Here is an 18,489-nt window from a genome sequence, read left to right on the forward strand (position 1 = left end):
GACTCAGCGAACGTCCTTGTTGACCGATTCGATCTCTTCCTGACTCAAGGTACGGGCTTCCTCTTCGAGCATGACGGGAATACCGTCACGAATGGGGAAGGCCAGCGCAGCCTGACGTGACCACAGTTCGTCATCACGCTTGATGAGTTTGCCCTTGGTGACCGGGCAAACCAGTATATCCAGCAGTCTCTTGTCCATGGCGCGAGTCTAGCGCACTCTGTGACATGTTGGCGCATGAGCCGACAAGATCACAGGCATTGTCCGCTCAGCCGGCGACCGGCAATGTGTAGCTGGGCTGATAGTTGACCTGAAAGCGTGAAAGGATCTGCCTGATCTGCTTCTCGTCAGGTGTGTCGCTGAATTCGAAGGCATCGATGCCGGCACGTGCCATGAACAGCAGCTGGTCAGGTCGAACATCCCCACTGGCGCGCAACTCACCCGCGAAATGGAACTGCTCCCGCAGCATGCGCGCCTGGCTGTAACCTCGTCCATCGGTGTATTTCGGGAAATCGATGACGATCAACTGAATCCGGTGCAGGTGCTCGGCCAACAGTTGTACATCATCTTCCGGACTCAGGAACACGCCTGATACTCGACTGTTGGCATGTGCCTGCAACTCCAGAAAGCGTGACAGGCTGACCAGCACCGGTGCATCGATCTGCTCGGCATTCAGGGCCTGCGTCGTCTGAGGCGCGTCATCGTCAAGACGAATCCAGGGATTGTCGGTCATCAGGTGACCGTTACGCAGCAGAGGCATAGACCTTCTCCTTGAAAGGGGATACTCCAAGACGCCTGACCGCGTCATGGAAGGATTCTTCGGGTTGTCGTTCAGCGACGTAGGCTTCCAGCAGATGGCCGATGGCATCGGCAACCTCGGACTTGGCTATGGCCTTGCCAAGGCGTTGGCCCAATGCCGCCTGGTTGCCGGCGTGGCCACCGATGGTCAGCTGGTACCATTCCACGCCACCCTTGTCGACGCCGAGAATGCCGATATCGCCGACATGATGATGTCCACAGGCATTCATGCAGCCCGAAATCTTGATGCTGATATCACCCAGTTCGTGCAGATAGTCCAGATCATCGAAACGCTGATAGATCTGATCGTGAATCTCCAGGGTGCCGGCATTGGCCAGTGAGCAGTAGTCCAGGCCGGGGCAGACGATCATGTCCGTCAGCTTGCCCAGATTGGGCGTAGCCAGACGTACGGCCTTGAGCTCCGACCATAGCTCGAACAGATCATCGACCGGCACATGTGCCAATACCAGGTTCTGCTCGTGGGTGCTGCGGATCTCGCTTTCGCTGAATCGCTCGGCAAGTTCTGCCACCTTGTCCATCTGGTCAGCCGTGATGTCGCCGGCAGGCGTACCCGGCGCTTTCAGTGAGAGATAGACAATACGACGCCCGCTGTCACGATGTGGCCGAGTATTGGCCTGGTACCACTGATTGAACAGCGGATTGCTTGATGTCTGTTCCGGCCCCTTGTGACTGGTGTCGTCCGTTCCGATCGTGGTCCGCACGGTGCCCAGCACCGGTGCGGCCGGGAACTGTGCTCTGAGGGCAGCGAACTGCTCTGCGGTAAAGCTGTCATCGCTGTCCTTCGAGCGGGACCACTGTTGTTCAACCTTGTCTCTGAAAGTGTCGATGCCCAGGGCATTGACCAGGATCTTGATGCGCGCCTTGTACAGATTGTCGCGCCGACCTTCGAGGTTGTACACGCGCAGAATGGCGGCCAGATACGTCAGCAGGTGTCGTGTCGGCAGAAACTCGCGGATCACCTGACCGATATGAGGGGTGCGACCCAGGCCGCCGCCCACCAGCACTTCGAAACCGCTCTCGCCGGCGTCGTTGCGCAGTAGCCGCAGACCGATATCGTGCACCTGGATTGCCGCACGATCACTCAAGGCTCCGGTAACCGCTATCTTGAACTTGCGAGGAAGCCAGTTGAATTCCGGGTGCAGTGTGGACCACTGGCGAATCAGCTCGCACCAGGGGCGCGGATCATCGACCTCGTCTCCGATGGCACCGGCTAGTGGGTCGGTAGTTGTATTGCGAATGCAGTTGCCGCTGGTCTGGATCGCGTGCATGTCGACCTCTGCAAGCTCGGCCAGAATGTCGGGAACCTGCTCGAGCTCGGGCCAGTTGAACTGGATGTTCTGGCGGGTGGTGATGTGACCATACCCCTTGTCGTACACGCGGGCCACATGGGCCAGCGTCTTCATCTGGACACTGGACAGCATGCCGTAGGGAATGGCAACACGGAGCATATAGGCATGACGTTGCAGATACAGGCCATTGCGAAGCCGCAGTTGCTTGTATTCCTCTTCGTCCAGTGCTCCGCTGAGTCGTCGCTCTGTCTGGTCGCGGAATTCAGCGACTCGCGACTTCAGGAAATCCCGATCGAATTCGGTATAATTGTACATGGCTCAGGCGACCTCGTTGGCGCAGGGGCCATCGACATGCAGTCGCTGGAGCTTGAATACCGGAAACAGGCCGCAGGGCCCGGTGCCTGGAATGGCCAACTCGGTACCAATCGTCATGCCCTGCCTGTATGCCCTGTGGTTCATGAGGCTATTTGAGCAGGACTGACGCCGAATGTTTAAGGCTTTTTCGCTATGTTCTTATGCTCTTTTCGAATAAGCCGCCGGAAGGGGAGCATCCGGCGGCAGATCAGTCTTTCATCAGGCGTTTACAGGGTCAGCTTCCATCCGCTTCTGCGGTTATTTCATCCGGTGTGGCACTACCGCGGCCGTTGTCCTGCCAGTAGGTGCGTTGGGTGAGGTCATCGAAGTCGATATCCAGTTTCTCGGTGCTGATCAGGACGGTTGTGGCGATGTTGCCGTCGGTTTCGGTAATCAAGGCCGTCGGGGCGGGGGGGATTCCATCCTGCTGCAGAGTCTTCTTGCGATCCGATTTGGTCAGACTGCTGTTGCGATAGGTAACCTGATTTTCATTGTCGTTCGAATTCTCGTCGGTGCCCGATTCATCGTCGGGATCGGAAGAATCACTGTCATCCAGATCGACCGTGGGGGCTCCCGTGAAGATATCCAGCACATAGGCGGCACCTCCGCCAATGGCCGGTGAACAGCTGTCACCACTGGCGGCCGGTTCGTAGCTGGTGAAGATGACCTGATTGTTGATGGTCACGCTCTGGCTCATGACCTTCTCCCCGCTGGATTCCAGCTCGAGCATCCAGCCGTAATCATTCAGGACGGGGTTCAGGTCGTCAGTCACATTGACCAGGTCCGATTCGGTGATCGGCGAATAGGAAGCTGATGTCGCCGAGCCGGTATTCTTGCCGTAACCTTCCGGCCGGGAATACACACTGTTGGATCGAATCATGTAGAACCGGTCCTTGACCCGCTCGTTGAGTGGGTGTGCCCGCCAGCCGGATCCGATACTGACAGACAGGAAGCGCTTGCCACCGCTGGCCACCAATGCGACATCGGGCTCGTTGTAGAAGCGACGCGCATCGGTCGCATTGTTGCCGTTCAGTTTGGCAATGACGCCGCCGTACACCAGCTGACCGCTCTGGTGAAAGGGCTGAAAATCGAAGCGCCACAACTGACCGCCCATGTCACCAACATACATCTGGTCCGACAGCCCGTCGCCGTTGACGTCAATCACGCGAATGTCCGACGGAATGCTGTAGTCCATGTCGGCGAAGCGCTCATCACCACCATTGTTGCCTTGTCCGGCCCAGAGTCGGGTGCCAGTATCGGCATCCACGATATAGATGGCATTACCCGTTGTATCCGGAGTCTGCGAGGCTGTCAGATTGGCCGTATTCGGGTCCTGATTGGTGTCATAGCCACCGGCAAAGATCACGACGTCCCGAGCCTCACCTCGATAGAAGATGGTTGTCGGAATGGGTTTGGACCATGTTTGCCCCAGGTGTTCGAAATCATCACTGCCGCCACGGATCTGCCACAGCAGTTTGGGTTGCGTCCGGTCGGAGACATCCAAGGCATAGTAGTTGTTGCCTCCACGTCGCATCCCGACATACAGAATGGCTTTTTCTCCCGGATCCACGACGACGTTGTCATTGATATCGATGTGTCGGATGGATAGATCACCATCCAGGCCGTAGGGATGCTTGGTCGACTGCTGGTTTTCATAGAACTCGTTGATATTGGGCAGCAGCTCCTTGGGCATGAAGGCGTACAGTTCGGTACCATTCTCATGCTCGATGGCGTGCAGCAGGCCTTCATTGGTCGCCACGAAAATGGTGCTGTAGTTCTGACTGTTGCTCTTGTAGTTGAGCAGGATAGGCTGGGAATGCATGGGGTCACCGATGTGTCGACGCACATCGGTTTCCTGGCCGTCCAGGTCCTCATCCTTCACGTCGACACCACGTGCCCACTTCAGAATCTCGGTTCTTCGGGCAATGTTGTCGGCATTGTTACTGCCGAGTCCGAGGTCGTCCACGGTGATGGCAGCATTCTGTTCGTGCAGTTTCTGGGCATTGGCAGTGAGATCGACACCGTTGGCGGGAATCGTGTCTTCCAGGTAGGTGTAGACACGCCTGTCACCGACACCGTCGGGCCCATCCAGACTGACCTGGCTGGCAGCACCACCCATCTCGACCGAACCGCCGTCCACCGTATCGCTCCACCAGCTCTTGGCGGTATCCACGAAGTAGCCGGATGCTTCGTCCACGGCAGCCGTCTTGTTGACGTCCTGGATCAGGACGTTGCCCTTGCTGTCTGCACCCACGTAGTAGCGCTTGAGGTTGCCTGCCCAGTGCGGTCGTTCATCAGGCTTGAACAGGGCAAAGTAGATGTCGTTGCGATGGGTCAGGCGATTGAACTGACTGACTGTGCTGCCGGGCGCCACGAAACTGGTATCCACGGCCAGCACGTCTCCCAGAATGTTCTGGAAAACGGCAACCAGTTCTTCCGCAGAGGCCGCATCGTAATACGTACCGCCACCCGCGGTTGCAATATCGGACAGAAAATCGCTGTTGATGTTGAACCCGATCGTATATGTGCTGATGTTCTGCTTGCGCGACATGTTTTCGTTGTGATCGGTTTCATCCAGCCAGGTGGCCAGTTCCACGCCACAGGCCTCATGGCCCGATCCGGGATCACAGGATGTCGCACCAATGAGGTTCTTGACCTTGCTGATGGCGGTATTGCTGGTTGCGTCTCCATCGGACAGAAACACGATATGGTTGGTTTGACAGCTGTCGGCCAGAGGAGAAATGTACTGCGGATTTCCGGTGATTTCCTCGAAAGTGCAATTGCTGCTTTGCGGATTGGACGCCGTGCAGTTTGCATTGACAGAGACCGAACCACCGGTATAGCTGTCCGGGTGGGAGACCCGGTGATAGGGATGCCGATAATAGCCACGCTGTGTACCGTAATCCACCGGACCTCCCAGCATGTATTGAACCGCCTCGTAGTAGGCGGCCACGATCGGCGTGCCGCCGGTAGCGGTCAACCCGTTGACGATGCTCTTCATGTCGTCCCGTGCGGTCTTGTAGGCGATACCTTGCGTACTGGCAGCGCCGATATTGGCCTTGTACTCGACACGAAGCTTGGGCGCTGCCGGTACCTCGCTGTCGTAGGACTCGAACTGGCGCCTGTTGGTGCCTGACCCGTTGTAGGACACCACGAAGGCGATATCGTTTTCAGACTGCCAACCCGATCGATTGACAACAGCCTGCACGTGATTGCTGAGATCGGGCGAACTGACCTTGGTATTGCTTGACCAGTCGTCGGAATTGGCAATGTTCCAGATCACCGGGTTGGCAACCAGGGGGCGACCAGTGATCCAGCCATTGGTAGCGCTCAGCTCGGGAGCGCTGTCTGCATCTTCAGCCTGCAAGGACAGGGACAGGCTGCCACTTCTCTGACTATCCACCTCGAATTCGATTGATGCGCTCTCGATGGTGGCCCCTGTGGGGATGGCCAGGTCGCGAAAGCGCAGGCGTGTAACCACCTTGTTGCCCAGATTGCCATAGGTCAGTGGCATCTTGAGCTTGTCGTTGGTGACGATCTGGCTGTCGCTGACCTTCTCATAGGCGTCGTCAGCGGAGCTGTTGATCTGTGCGAGAGCCGATTTGCGTGTGCAACCCTTGTCGGCAGGGATGCTGTCCGAGTCATAGCTGACTCTCAGTACGGGGGCTCGACTGGCATTATTGGTGGTATAGGCGTAGGCAGCACGTTCACCGATACCTTCGACAATGAAGGCCATCGACTGCTGTCCACACCAGTCACCACGATCGATGATCTCCTGGACCACTGTCTTGATGTCCGGCGACTGATAGGTATTGCCGCTACTCCAGCCGGTAGGCCACCAGTCGACCTTGGCAGAGGTACGTGGCTGGTCACTCAGGTAGTTGTTGTTGGTACCGATCGTGGGAGCATCGCCCACATCATGCCCGTAGATGCTCAGGAAGGCTGTTGAATAACGATTGACATCGGCCGTGAACTCGAGCTCGGCGCTGGTGATGGTTGCGCCGGAAGGAATGTCCAGGTCCTGAAACCGGAAGCTGACCAATTGGGGTGTCGAGCCATTGGACGCCCCCATGCTCAGCCGGGTGCCGCTGGGGGTCATCTGGCCATTGTGGATGTACTGTTCCATATCATCATTGAGCGCCTGCACCTGCGATGAAATGACGATGGTTCCGCAGTCATTGTTGGCACAGATTTCCTGATCGATGCCTTTCACCGGGTAAAGTACCGCGCCACCACCGTCATAGCCATTGAATCGCATCAGGCCGACGTTCACATTGGCGGAGCTGTCCAGAATGGTGTTGAGCGCTGATTTCATGCGCTCGAGTCGCGTGCCGGAATAGCCGTAATCGCTTGAATTCATGGAGCCGGACGTATCCAGCACGAACATGACATTCGGAAACACATTGGTGTCCGGATCCACCTGTCCGAAGAACACTTCCGTGTCATCGGCAGTGGCCGTCGAGAACGCAATGATCGACGAGATCAGCGAACTTGCGAGCAGGGCTGTCGTGGGGCGCTTGCGCTGCTGCCGACGGGCTTCAGGGCTGGCCTGCACACTATTCATAGGTTTACCTCGACGAGCAAGAGAATCAAGAGCCAATGCAATGGAAGGGCAGAGACGGTTCGCTGATGCATGGCGACGCATCAACGGGCAGGAACGATTCGATAGGCGCCTTGTTCCACGGTCGCCTGTGAGCGTACGGCTTCGATCGCGCTGACGCCGGTAGAGACGTAATACAGCCCTTCAAAACCGGATGTGCCTTCACCCAGGGAGTAGCCGGGCGCTGCACCTGTACCGACCCACTCCAGCACGGATCGGGACTCGAGCCCGATATCATCCCGCACTTCATCGATAGGCAGGACCACGGACTTCTGGTACCCGGCCGAGTAGGTTCTTGTCAGGTTGGCTGGATCATTCAATGCAAGGTTGGAGGCGGACTCGGCGGCCTGGAAGGTGGCCGAGGTCTGTATGGCGTTGGTTGCCATGCGTTTTTCGAGCGTCGAGCTGCGCATGACGGATGCTCCCATGATGGAGAGCATGAAGATCATGACCATGGCCACCAGCAAGGCGCCACCTTGCTGCCTGGGTTTGCTGGCATGCACATCGGCCATCCGGTCGAGATTGCATCGTGAGTCGTGTTTCATGGTCGTGTTCGCCGATTTCTGACCTTGACGGTAGTGTTGAAGGCAAGGCGATAGCGTTTGTCGCTCTTGTGGGTTCCCGCAGCCTGGGTGCTGGCAGCGGTATCGGGTTCGATCATCTGTCCAGCCAGAAAATAGGTGTTGGTATCATCGTCCTGAGCAATGCGGTTACGCGAGTTGAGCAGCAGCCCGATACGAATGCTTTCTATGCGGCGAGGGTCGTAGAGCGGGTCGGACGCCAGTACATAGGTCAGGCTCTCGTCACCGGTTCTGATGCCAAATGCAATGCGCATGTCCTCCACGCCGCTGACCAGTTCCGTGGGTGGGTTCAGGGCCATGTCTCCGTAAGGGAGGGACTGTCGGTACAGTGAGGTGATGGCATCACCGTTGTCATTGGTCTGACCGGTGTCTCCCACGTAGTAGACACTGGACACAAAGCGCATGAACTTCGTTGCGGCTCCAGCTCCACCGGCATAGATGCGAGTGAACGAACCGCTGGAGTTGGCGCTGGCCGAATGACCGATGGTTGCCGTATTGGCTCCGGTACTGATCGAGCTGATGCGAAAGATATCGGCGCCGTTGCAATCGGCAATGATGCCAAGATCACCGGCTGACAGATTGAAGTCTTCGCGACTGATACCCGGCGTGGTATCGACCACGACCGGACCGATCGTATCGGGTACGCTGCCCGTACCAACCGACTGCACCAGCGGGTAAGTGGCCGGTGAGCCGAACTGCAGAGTCAGGGCATGCGTGCCGGGGATGGCATTGTGATTGGCGGCGAGAAATCCGGGTGGTGGAGCCGGTGACCAGAGGTTTCCGGCACCGATGATGGATCCCATGGCGGCTGTCGCCTGCAGGTCAGCAGTCGGCATGTCATTGCCCAACAGATTCGGCGACACGAAGTTGAGATCCAGGCATCCCTGGAATCCGGACATGCGGATCTCGCTGGCCATATTGTCAAGTGCAAATCTGGCACTTTCCTGTATGTCCGCCATGGCCGAGTTCAGCTCGGAGCTCTGTTTGTTGCCGGCGAATACCGCAATCATGCCCGAGATGAGCAACAGGCCCAGTGTCATGGCGATCAGCAGTTCGATCAGGGACAGGCCCCGTTGCTGTGTGCTCGGTCGCGCTTCACGCACGCATGGGCATTCGTGGCTGTTGTGGAGCAGGCTCCCTGCACATGGCAATCTCATCAGCGGTCTTCCAGGGCAAACTGGACTCGCAGGGTCTGCAGGTCATTCTCGCCGTTGATGACTTCACTCCATTGCATGACAACGGCAAACACGCCGTCGCCGATGTCCAGAATTTCACCCTTGGCAGGCGTGGTGTCCGAGCCGGGCAGGGCAGGGGTGAAGCCACTACCGCCCTGCATGGCATGCAGGCTGCTGCTCCAGTCAAAGAGATCCTGACGTGCGATACCCAGCGGATTGCACTCGATGACCGTGCAATTGGGGTTGCTGGCACTGGCGCTGGTACTCTGGCCGGAGTAATGTCCATCCTGCACGCCGGCTATATTGCTGCGCATGCGGTCAATCATGTCGCTGGCCAGAAAATACGCCTGTGATTGATAGTAGGCACTCTGACTGAAGCGCATGCCTTCCACCTGCATGCGTGCAGCGGCCAGAAAGCCCAGGGACATGATGATGACGGCTACCAGTATTTCGATCAGCCCGACGCCACGTTGCCCGCCGGGTCCGCGCACTGTTGTCCCGGGTGATACGCCCGGCAGCCTGTTCAGTGGAGTCAGTGGCATGACTCTGCGCGCTGCGTTCATGATGGTTCGCTGCAGTATTTGCTGATGGGCTGGTTGAAAACGTCTCTTGGGACATCTTCATCGCCCTGCGGCAGCCCACGACGGATATCACCGGTCAATACGACATTGATGGCCCGGGAGTGACTGGCTCCTCGATGCGTGTCGCAGACAATGATGGAACCCGAGGACCACTGGGCTCCTCCACTCTGGGTGTAGCGCACGAAACCGACTTCGCTGGAGCCGGCTGCCGAGTTGGTGGGAGAGCCGATGGCCGTGATGGTATTGTCGCCCTTCGGTTCCGGTTCGACAGCGATGATTTCGTCGTCAGCATCCACGCTGGCCGTGGCTTCACCCTGAACGGTTGAGCGATCGATGAACACCAGCCAGCCGTTGTTCCAGTCCTGTTTGCCTCCGCATTGTGAAGAACCGGCGGCATCTCTTGGGCATACCGTCACTTCGGCGGAGCCCTTGACAGCTTCGGAGCGGGCGAGGTAGAGGGAACCCACGAGTGAGTTGTACTGTGAGCTGATGCGGCTTTCCTTGATGGCTTCCGCAAAACTGGGAACCCCGATACCCAGCAGGATGCCTGCTACGGCAACGGCGATCAGCAGTTCGATCAGCGTGAATCCCTGATTGAGTTTTCTCTCCATGAGCTCAGTAGCGGCCAGGTTACTTGCAGGTTGAGGCCCCGGGCCGAGACGGATCCCGGATCGAGACCTGACCGGCAAAATGCGATCCGCAGACCGCAGACCGCAGACCGCAGACCGCAGACCTGCAGACCGCGGACCGCGGGCCTAAAACCGCAAACAACGATCAGCCAGGCCAGCAATCCGTGGTATCAGGATCGGGTGTGCGAGCGCCCAGCTGATTGATGGTCATGATCTTGCAGTCCGTATCGTTCAGCTGACTGCCCTGACCGGTGGCCGTTATCGTGAAGGCGCTGGCCGATCTGGTCAGGGTCAGGGCGTAGTTGCTCTCCGGCGAAGTGCTTCTGGACAGAGTGCAATTGGCGTAGGAATAGCGGGTGGACTTGCACCGCTCCAGTGTCTGTACTTCTGCCATCAATGCCAGGTGACCATCGGCCCGGCGGGTTTTCTGCACATAGCTGCCATACTGCGGATAGGCAATGCTGGCGAGTATGCCGATGATGGCTACCGTGATCATCAATTCAATCAAGGTGAAACCCCGGACGCGATGCGGACGGAATGAACGTCGGGGTGTGGTTGGACAGTACATGCAAGCTCTCCGGCTCGGGTAGTGATGTTGGACGGCGTCACAACGGGAACCCATGGAAGCAGTTATCGACCCGCAAGCCTCGTCACTTGAGCCAGGCTTTACAGGCCCGACGGCATGAGGCAAGGCTCAGCTGTCTTCCTCGATCTTTTCCTGCCAGAAAGTTCTGCGACGCAGGTCATTCAGATCAAGTTCCTGCAGGGTTTCCGTACCGACCACCACGGTTGCATTACCGACCTCCGGGAACAGCAGTGAAGTCGGTGGCGGTATGCCGGCATGATCAAGAGTACGTGCTCGATCTTCCTTGGTCAGATCGTTCTTGTTGTTCTCCTTGTCCAGATCAAGTACGGGGGCGCCATTGAAGACACTGACTGCATAGACCTTGCCCGAGCCTTCGGCAGCAGAACAGGTAGAGGATTGAGCCTCAGGCAGGTAGGTGGTGAACAGGACCTTGTGATCGGCGGTGACACTTGAGCTCAATGTCTTCTCACCATCTTCTTCCAGATCCATGAACCAGCCCTTGGCATCCAGTGGCAGGCTGGCATCGATCTTGTCGGTGACATCCACGAGTCCGCTGGACGTATGAGATACACTGGGGTAGACAGTCAGCCCGAAGCTGTCTATCGGCTTGCCATATACATGCGGCAGGCGCAGGCTGTAGAAGCGATCCTGTACGACATCATCGAGTGGATGGGCTCGCCAGCCGGAACCGATGGATATGGCAAGCTGTTGCTGACCGTCGATGGACATGATCGAGACATCCGGTGGGTAGTAGAAGCGTCGTGCATCCTCGGGGTCATCGCCGGCCAGCTCGGCGATACGGCCACCATCGATGCGTTGTTCCAGCGAATCGGTCAGGCTGACGTCATTGTTGATATCGATTCGCCAGATCTGACCGCCCATGTCTCCTGCATAGAGCTGATCGGCCAGTCCGTCAAAGTCGATATCGATGACACGGATATCCGATGGAATACTGTAATCCATACCGGAAAACGTACCGGCGCGGTTGGTTTGCCACAGTTTGGTGCCGGTCTTCGCATCGACGATGAAGACCGCTCGCCCGACGCCATCGGTAGTACGCTTCTCGGTGAAGTCCTCGTCTCCGGAGCTGGCAGTGGGGTCCTGATTGGGGTCATAGCCTCCGCCGAAGACCAGAACATCAACCACGGAAGAGCCGTCGCGTACTCTGGTGCGAACAGGCCTCGACCAGGTATCTCCCAATTCGACGAAATCGCCGTCGGCCGTGGTGAGATCCGTGTCCAGGGTATTGGTTCGTCCCTGTATGCTCCACAGAAACTTCGGGTTGTTGATATCCGAAACATCCAGTGCGTAGTACTGGCTTCCCCCTCGGCGCATGGCGATGTACAGATAGGCCTTCTCACCTGAATCGATGATGCCGTTGTCATTGCTGTCATCAATCCAGCTTGTCATGCCACCATCAAGCCCATAGGGACGTCGCAATGTCGGTTCATTGGCCAGCAGCTTGTACATGTTCTTCAACAGTTCACGAGGAATGAACGCGTATCTCTCGTCACCGGTATCGGTGTCAAGGGCGTGCAGGAAGCCTTCGTTGGTGGCGACAAAGACAACACTGTCCACATCACTGCCACTGGCATAGTTGAGCAGAATCGGTTGAGAGTGCAGCGGGTCGCCCATCTGGCCACGCGCCTCGTCGGTATTGCCATCGCCGTCGATATCCCTGATGTCCTTGCCGTGCGTCCAGTTGACCAGGTCCTGATGGAAATCTGCATCCGAAGCCAGGTTCGGGGGCAGGGCGAACCATTCAGGGTCAAGCTTGCTGTTGGTCGGCAATACGGCATTGTCGGCATGAGTGAGGTCACTGGTAGTGCCCGTGTAGGTGAACACTCGACGACTCAGGTGAGACTCCTCGCTGACTTTCATTCTCGAGGTGGCACCACCGAGCAGGACACTGCCACCATCCGTCGCATTCGACCAGAAGCTTCTGGCACCTGCCTTGAAGTTGCCGGAGATCTCGTCAACCGCGGGCAGCAGATCCTGGTCGACGATAGTCGCCTCGTTGTCTTCGTTGCCCTGCAGCAGAAACTTCTTGATATTGCCATCCCAGCGTGCGGTGGACTCGGGTTTGAACATCGCAAAATACAGATCTTCACGGTTCTTCAAGCGGTTCTGTTGAGCCAGTGTCACGCTGGGAGCCACGAAGCTTGTGTCGGTTTTGCTGACGTTCAGGAAAATGCTCTGGAAGGCCGTCAGCAAGGATGAGGCGGAATCCGCCGAATAGGCACCACCACCGCCGGCCGCTGCAAGATCTGCCAGATAGCCTCGATCCTGTTCTGCCAGGTTGAAGGCGATGGTATGGGTGGTGACATTCTGCATGCCGGACAGTGAGTCGGACAGGTCACTGTCATGCAGCCACTGCACGAGCTCACGGCCGCATTCTTCGGTCTGGTCGGTACTGGCATCACAGTCCAGGCCAGTCAGATTCCTGATGCGCTCAGCGGCCGTATTGGATGTTGCCACACCGTCAGAGAGCAGAACGATATGGTTGGTCTGGCATTGGCTCTCCATGGGGGAGATGTAGGTTGGTGTGGAACTGTGGTTGTTGATGGTTTCCATGATGCAGTTCTCGGAGTCCAGATAGGCATCCGAGCACCCTGCCGGTCGCGACAGTTCACCGCCTTCATAGGAGAAGGGGTGGCTGACTCGGTGATAGCGATCTTGCCAGGCCTGCGCACCGCGATGAGTGCCGTAGTCGACCGCCTCGCTGCGGAAATACAAGGCTGCTTCATACAGGGAGGAGGTGATGGGAGTACCGCCCATGGCGACCAGTTCGTCCACATGGCGCTTCAGATTGTCACGAAAACGCGTTCCCGGGCTTTCGCGTTCGGACTCGAAATAGATGATCAACTGGGCCGCCTGAGCTTCATTGGCATCGAATGAGGCGAATGAGCGATGCTGGTTGAACTCTCTTGGCGTCAGCCGAAATGCCATGGCATTGCCACGGGCCCAGCCGCTGCGACTCACGGTCTGCTCTATCAGGGTTTTCAGGTCCGCCGAGTAGGTGGCTTCGCCGGCCCCGATGTGGGCAGGGCTGGTCCAGCTGATTTCACTGGACCAGTTCCGTCCACTGACATCATTGTCGAGCGGCGAGAAGTCCCGGGCGCTGTCCGCCTGCTCGACACTGATGCCGATTTCCGAATTCGACAGCGTTTCCTCGTTGCTGGTCAGTTTCAGTGTCGCACTGACAATTCTGGCGTTGCTCGGCACATTGACATCCTTGAAGCGCAAGCCGATCAGCTGGCCCTGGCCGGTGCCATCCGCCGAGCTGTCGGTATCAAGAGACTGCCCGTCCAGAACGACCATGCCGCTGCTGATATTCTGCACGGCGTCATTGCGACTGTCTCCGGTCTGTGCGGAAATCGAGCTGTTGGAACAATAGGAACCGGTGGGTACGGAATCCGGGGCATAACTGATTTCGAGTGTCGGTGCCTTGATCGGATTGGCGTCGGCGCTGACCGCGACACGCTTGCCGGTTCCGGCAATGAAGAATGACATGTTGTTGCCACCACACCAGTCAGGTTGATCGGTGATCTCCTGCACGATGCGCGACAGGTCCGGAGTGTCGTAGGTCGTACCGACGGTCAGCCATGGATCGGCAATCCATGTTTCCTGGGCTGTGGTCCGGTCCCTGTCTCCCAGGTCATTGAGTGCGGTCGTCAGGGGCGCGGAGTTGGCACTTTTCTCTCCGGCGATGTCCAGACTGGTTTCCTCGTCAGTGGCTTCGGCCGAATGAAACACGATTCTGGCACTCTTGATCTGAGCGCCCGGGGGAATGTGTACATGGGAGAAGCGGATGGCCGTGGTCTGCGTGGTCTGCGTATCGGCATCGTCCTCTGCGGCCGGTTCCCAGGTGATCAGAAGGCCGGGTTTGTGGCTTGCACTGGAGGTCAGGATATCGCGCAGGTTAGACGACGAATTGTAGTGGTCCTCCGGTGCCGTCAGGCGCAGGGAAATGGCGTTTCCCGAGGTCCAGTCGTCCAGTGACGTGACCTCGGAGATAAGGGCGGTCAGATTCGGTGATACGAGTTCCGTGTCGGGATCACTGGCGACATCGGCCCAGTTGACGAAGGTTGACGAATACGTGCGCTCTCCCAGCGTACTGTTCGAGTAGTCCTCGGGCGTGTTCTCGAGTTCGGCGCTGATATTGATCGAGAAGCCGATGTCATCCGGGACGGGAGAAGCGCTGTCATCACCGCTGTCTGTCGTTTCATCCGTCTCGCTTTCCAGGCCATTGCCGGTGCCTTCCACGGCTTGCCACTCGTTGTCGGGTGAAGCGCTTGCCGCTGCCTCGGCGGTCATCAATGTCAGATAGGCGTTCTTGATGGTGGCACCGGCAGGTATGTCCAGATTGTCGAAACGCAGGGCCAGCTCTCGAGCATTGTTCTGCACTCCGGCATGAAACAGCTGTGACACCGGGTTGGCGGTATGGCGATAAACCACTTCCGTGTTCTGGTCTGAAAATTCATCGACATGGGCACTGGCCTCAGCTTCGGTGGTCGTCAGATCGGGATCGTCAGCTTCGGTATAGGTGTAGTTCAGCACCGGCAGCTTGCTGGCAACCGCCGCACTGCCGTGGAATTCTCGTGTATCGGATGCCGTGGCGATATAGGAGTCGAACGGGGCGAGCAGAAAGGACATTCTGTTGCCTTGTGTCCAGCCTGGCTGGCTGACGAGCTCGGATACGATGCTGCTCAGATCCGGCGTCTCCACGTCTGTTTCCGGGCTTGCGGATTCCGCTTCCGCCGAGGCTGAATTGTCCGGTGGAACGGGGTCCCAGGGAACCAGTGCACTGGTTCGCCTTGACGGGTCGCTGCGTTCTGCCAGTGACAGCGTTGCATTGCTGCCGTTCGGATATTCCTGCGGATCCGGTGTCGCTTCGGCACTGATATAGGCAGAGACTTCACCGTGCTGATTGGCTGCGTCGGTCTTGACAAAGGTTATGCTGGCATGGGTGATCGTGGCGCCTCGCGGTATTTCGATGTTGTCGAATCGATACGCGAAATAACCGGCACCATGGCTATCTGTACCATCGTGAAACCAGCGATTGATCGCCTGATTGTTACTGTGGATCAGCGTACTGCCGTCATCTTCGGTGAATTCGGACACATCCGCCACGGCAACGGCCGAGTTCGTGATGACCGTATCGGTGCTGGTCTCCTCGCTGGTATTGGCGGCGACGATTTCGGCCATCACCAGCGAATCCTCGGCGAGATTCACCAGCTTGCTTGTGTCATGTTGCGTGCCATCGTTGTTGCCACCATCCGGGCGCACCACGACCTTTTCATCCGGGCAGGCGCCGTCACACAGCTCCGTACTTTCCGATTCGAGGTAGCCGACGGGGTAGCGGATGGCGCCACCCTGACCGTAGCCCTGAAAGGCCATGAGCCCGACGTTGTAGCTGCTGGACTGATCGAGCAGCAGTCCCATGGCGGTTTTCAGCCTGTCCATGCGGCTGACACCGTCAAAGCCGGGATCCTGTGTGGACATCGACCCCGAACTGTCCAGCACGAACAGGATGTTGGGATTGTTGTTGAATGCATCGTCGCTCTGCCCGAAGAAGATTTCGGTGTCGTCCGCATGCAATGGGGAGAGCACACATACAGACAGCAACAGGCCGCGCAGCAAGCCGATGCGCAGGGAGGTAGCGGACTTGCTCATCAACAATCTCCGGAATCGTCGGCAGCGCCGATCAGCAGCATGCCCTGGGCTATGGTCGTCGATGTGTGTACATCAGGCAGAGAGGAGGTGCCGGTGACCACGAAGCGTCTGGCACTCACCGGTCCCCCCAGTGAGTAGCCCATGGCAGCAGCTCGTCCGCCATACTCCAGCACTGCCTCCGTGACCTGCTGTGCGGACTGACCCAGGTTGTTCTGCGACAGGGTCTCGTCGGTATCGTTGCAGATGATGGATTCGAGTTTGCCGTTGATGGCCAGCACGGCGTCGGAGGCGGATTCGGCTGCCTGGAAGGTGACCTCCTTGTGGATGGCATTGCTGGCCAATTGACCTTCAAGCGATGCGCCGCGCATGGCCGACACCCCGAGAATGGAAAGCATGAAGATCATGATCATGGTGACCATGAGCACAGAGCCCTGTTGCCGCGCAGCGCGATGATTCATCGTCGGTTCCTGATACTGACCGTGGAGCCGAACGCGAGGCGCAGGCGTCGATCAGCCACATAGCTTGTTGCGTGTTCGTTGAGTTCGGACGCTGGCTGGACAGGATTGCCGGCCAGCAGATAGGTGCTGCCGTCAGGGTTGCTGGCAACCTGCTCGAACGATTGCATCAACAGTCCGATCTCGACACTTTCGATGCGGCCGCTGGCCGGACTGCCGTCCTGCGGATCGACATACTCGATGTCGCTGTTGCTCAGTTCATCACGGTATCCCAGTCGGACCTTCAGGTTGGATATGCCCTCGACCACTTCCACGGGAGGGCGATCATAGGGCCAGCTCTGTCGATACAGGGCGTAGACGGGATCTCCTTCGGAACTGGTTCGCTGCGTATCACCCACGTAGTAGATATTGGCTTCGAAGCGCATCACGCGCGCACGATCATTCGCTGCTCGACCGTAAGGTGCAGACAGGCGGTTGTCGCCGCTGTTGCCGATGGCTGCGTGCTGCAGTACGCCATTGGCTGCCTGTGTCACCTTGAAGATGTCAGCGACCTGGCAGTTGGAAATCAGTGCCAGATCGCCGCTGGTCACGATCGATGGCAGGTCGCCGGCAATCACGACATCGCTCGATACGCTGGCCATCGGCAGAATTTCACGAGTCTCCGGACTACCGAACTGGACAGACAGGGCATGGGTGCCTGCCAGTGGTTTGCCAACGTCATCCGGTGGTGTGAAGTTCAGCGGCGCGGCAGGTTTCCACTTGCCGTCTTTCTCGATCAGGGAGCTGGAAACCGTGCTCAGAGAATAGTCTGCCGTTGGTGCGTCCGTCGCCCGTATTCTTGCCTTGATCTGGCTGTCCACACAGCCCTGGAACCCTGCCATGCGAACATCACTGACCATGGAGTTCAGGGCGAATCGGCCGTTCTCCTGCAACATGGCCATATTGGAATTCAGCTGGGAACTGCGTTTGGTTCCGGCAAACACGGTGATCATGCCGCTGATCAGGAGCAGGCCGACTACCATGGCGATCATCAGTTCCACCAGCGACAGGCCGGATTGCCGTCGAGAAATGGCGCGCCTCGCCGGTGTCCGTGCTGGTGGTAGCGCGGGTAATGTTGCCGGTCGAACACGAAGAGCCATTACGGGAAGACCTTGACTGACAGGGTTCTCGGTGTGTCGACGCCGTCGACATTCTCACTCCACTGAACGCCGACGCTATAGGCACCTGCTGCCGCATCGAAGGTGATCGTTCCCCTGGCAGGGACGGTTGCCGAACCGGGCAGTAGTGGCGTGAAATCCGAAATATCATCAGGTGCGTGCAGGTTCTGACTCCAGGCGTGCAGGTCCGCGGTTGCGATATCAGCCGGTGTGCAGGGAGTTTCGTTGGTGATGCAAGCCGGGTTGGATGTACCCGAGTGGGTCGTCATGGACTTGTAGGCATCTCCCTTGAGAGCCTCACGGTTGACCCGCATGCGCTCCGTCATGTCCAGAATCATGAATTTCGCCTGTGAAAGCGTATAGGCGTCCTGGCTGTAGCGCATGCCCTGAACCTGCATTCGAGCGGCTGCCAGGAAGCCGACGGATAGCAGAATCACGGCCACCAGAACCTCGAGCAATCCGATGCCGGATTGCCGGCGAAGGTGTGGCGCCGTCGCTGGAGTCGATTGCCGTCGGTTTGCGTGTACAGGTATTGCCTCGCTGACGTTCGATCGCTTGTTCATCGCATGTCTGATCTATGCATTTTCCTT

At 57.9% G+C, this 18,489-nt stretch carries 14 protein-coding genes; all 14 read right to left on the minus strand.

Annotation, left to right across the window (positions count from 1 at the left end):
* Positions 1–3 precede the first annotated feature (3 nt).
* Positions 4–198 (minus strand): Trm112 family protein, encoded by a 195-nt coding sequence (locus ACUNV4_RS06480; protein WP_430877689.1) that lies wholly within the window; start codon positions 196–198, stop codon positions 4–6.
* A 67-nt stretch (positions 199–265) separates the two neighbouring features.
* Positions 266–757: a DUF934 domain-containing protein gene (locus ACUNV4_RS06485; protein ID WP_430877690.1), complete on the minus strand. Its 492-nt coding sequence runs from the start codon at positions 755–757 to the stop codon at positions 266–268.
* A complete protein-coding gene (locus ACUNV4_RS06490) occupies positions 741–2,420 on the minus strand; it encodes a nitrite/sulfite reductase (protein WP_430877691.1) in 1,680 nt (559 codons plus the stop codon). The genes ACUNV4_RS06485 and ACUNV4_RS06490 overlap by 17 nt, the downstream gene beginning before the upstream one ends.
* Before the next feature lie 3 nt (positions 2,421–2,423).
* Positions 2,424–2,564, minus strand: a complete 141-nt coding sequence (locus tag ACUNV4_RS06495) for a hypothetical protein (RefSeq protein ID WP_430877692.1) — start codon at positions 2,562–2,564, stop codon at positions 2,424–2,426.
* Positions 2,565–2,694: 130 nt separating this feature from the next.
* Positions 2,695–7,023, minus strand: a complete 4,329-nt coding sequence (locus tag ACUNV4_RS06500) for a PilC/PilY family type IV pilus protein (RefSeq protein WP_430877693.1) — start codon at positions 7,021–7,023, stop codon at positions 2,695–2,697.
* A gap of 80 nt (positions 7,024–7,103) precedes the next feature.
* The gene (locus ACUNV4_RS06505; protein ID WP_430877694.1) at positions 7,104–7,604 is read right to left on the minus strand and encodes a pilus assembly PilX family protein; all 501 of its coding nucleotides are present in this window, start codon (positions 7,602–7,604) and stop codon (positions 7,104–7,106) included.
* A complete protein-coding gene (locus tag ACUNV4_RS06510) occupies positions 7,601–8,743 on the minus strand; it encodes a PilW family protein (RefSeq protein WP_430877695.1) in 1,143 nt (380 codons plus the stop codon). Before ACUNV4_RS06510 ends, ACUNV4_RS06505 begins: the two co-directional genes overlap by 4 nt.
* A 53-nt stretch (positions 8,744–8,796) precedes the next feature.
* On the minus strand, positions 8,797–9,378 hold the full coding sequence (pilV, locus tag ACUNV4_RS06515) for a type IV pilus modification protein PilV (RefSeq protein ID WP_430877696.1): 582 nt from the start codon (positions 9,376–9,378) through the stop codon (positions 8,797–8,799).
* Complete coding sequence (locus tag ACUNV4_RS06520; protein ID WP_430877697.1) at positions 9,375–10,007, minus strand: GspH/FimT family pseudopilin; 633 nt, start codon at positions 10,005–10,007, stop codon at positions 9,375–9,377. Before ACUNV4_RS06520 ends, pilV (ACUNV4_RS06515) begins: the two co-directional genes overlap by 4 nt.
* 163 nt (positions 10,008–10,170) lie before the next feature.
* A complete protein-coding gene (locus ACUNV4_RS06525; protein WP_430877698.1) occupies positions 10,171–10,593 on the minus strand; it encodes a type IV pilin protein in 423 nt (140 codons plus the stop codon).
* A 126-nt stretch (positions 10,594–10,719) separates the two neighbouring features.
* Positions 10,720–16,287 carry a pilus assembly protein gene (locus ACUNV4_RS06530; RefSeq protein WP_430877699.1) on the minus strand — a complete coding sequence of 1,856 codons (5,568 nt, stop codon included), beginning with the start codon at positions 16,285–16,287 and terminating at the stop codon, positions 10,720–10,722.
* Positions 16,287–16,745 (minus strand): pilus assembly PilX family protein, encoded by a 459-nt coding sequence (locus ACUNV4_RS06535; protein ID WP_430877700.1) that lies wholly within the window; start codon positions 16,743–16,745, stop codon positions 16,287–16,289. The genes ACUNV4_RS06530 and ACUNV4_RS06535 overlap by 1 nt, the downstream gene beginning before the upstream one ends.
* Complete coding sequence (locus ACUNV4_RS06540) at positions 16,742–17,881, minus strand: PilW family protein (RefSeq protein ID WP_430877701.1); 1,140 nt, start codon at positions 17,879–17,881, stop codon at positions 16,742–16,744. Before ACUNV4_RS06540 ends, ACUNV4_RS06535 begins: the two co-directional genes overlap by 4 nt.
* Positions 17,881–18,462 (minus strand): type IV pilus modification protein PilV, encoded by a 582-nt coding sequence (gene pilV, locus ACUNV4_RS06545; RefSeq protein WP_430877702.1) that lies wholly within the window; start codon positions 18,460–18,462, stop codon positions 17,881–17,883. The genes ACUNV4_RS06540 and pilV (ACUNV4_RS06545) overlap by 1 nt, the downstream gene beginning before the upstream one ends.
* Between the last annotated feature and the right edge of the window lie 27 nt (positions 18,463–18,489).

This window comes from Granulosicoccus sp. 3-233, from assembly GCF_052681095.1.

Excerpts from the sequence above, each read along its gene's own strand:
- ACUNV4_RS06530 (WP_430877699.1), bottom strand. The coding sequence starts at position 16,287 with ATGAGCAAGTCCGCTACCTCCCTGCGCATCGGCTTGCTGCGCGGCCTG.
- ACUNV4_RS06495 (WP_430877692.1), bottom strand. The coding sequence starts at position 2,564 with ATGAACCACAGGGCATACAGGCAGGGCATGACGATTGGTACCGAGTTG.
- ACUNV4_RS06525 (WP_430877698.1), bottom strand. The coding sequence starts at position 10,593 with ATGTACTGTCCAACCACACCCCGACGTTCATTCCGTCCGCATCGCGTC.
- ACUNV4_RS06505 (WP_430877694.1), bottom strand. The coding sequence starts at position 7,604 with ATGAAACACGACTCACGATGCAATCTCGACCGGATGGCCGATGTGCAT.
- ACUNV4_RS06520 (WP_430877697.1), bottom strand. The coding sequence starts at position 10,007 with ATGGAGAGAAAACTCAATCAGGGATTCACGCTGATCGAACTGCTGATC.
- ACUNV4_RS06500 (WP_430877693.1), bottom strand. The coding sequence starts at position 7,023 with ATGAATAGTGTGCAGGCCAGCCCTGAAGCCCGTCGGCAGCAGCGCAAG.
- ACUNV4_RS06480 (WP_430877689.1), bottom strand. The coding sequence starts at position 198 with ATGGACAAGAGACTGCTGGATATACTGGTTTGCCCGGTCACCAAGGGC.
- ACUNV4_RS06490 (WP_430877691.1), bottom strand. The coding sequence starts at position 2,420 with ATGTACAATTATACCGAATTCGATCGGGATTTCCTGAAGTCGCGAGTC.
- pilV (WP_430877696.1), bottom strand. The coding sequence starts at position 9,378 with ATGAACGCAGCGCGCAGAGTCATGCCACTGACTCCACTGAACAGGCTG.
- ACUNV4_RS06535 (WP_430877700.1), bottom strand. The coding sequence starts at position 16,745 with ATGAATCATCGCGCTGCGCGGCAACAGGGCTCTGTGCTCATGGTCACC.
- ACUNV4_RS06485 (WP_430877690.1), bottom strand. The coding sequence starts at position 757 with ATGCCTCTGCTGCGTAACGGTCACCTGATGACCGACAATCCCTGGATT.
- pilV (WP_430877702.1), bottom strand. The coding sequence starts at position 18,462 with ATGAACAAGCGATCGAACGTCAGCGAGGCAATACCTGTACACGCAAAC.
- ACUNV4_RS06540 (WP_430877701.1), bottom strand. The coding sequence starts at position 17,881 with ATGGCTCTTCGTGTTCGACCGGCAACATTACCCGCGCTACCACCAGCA.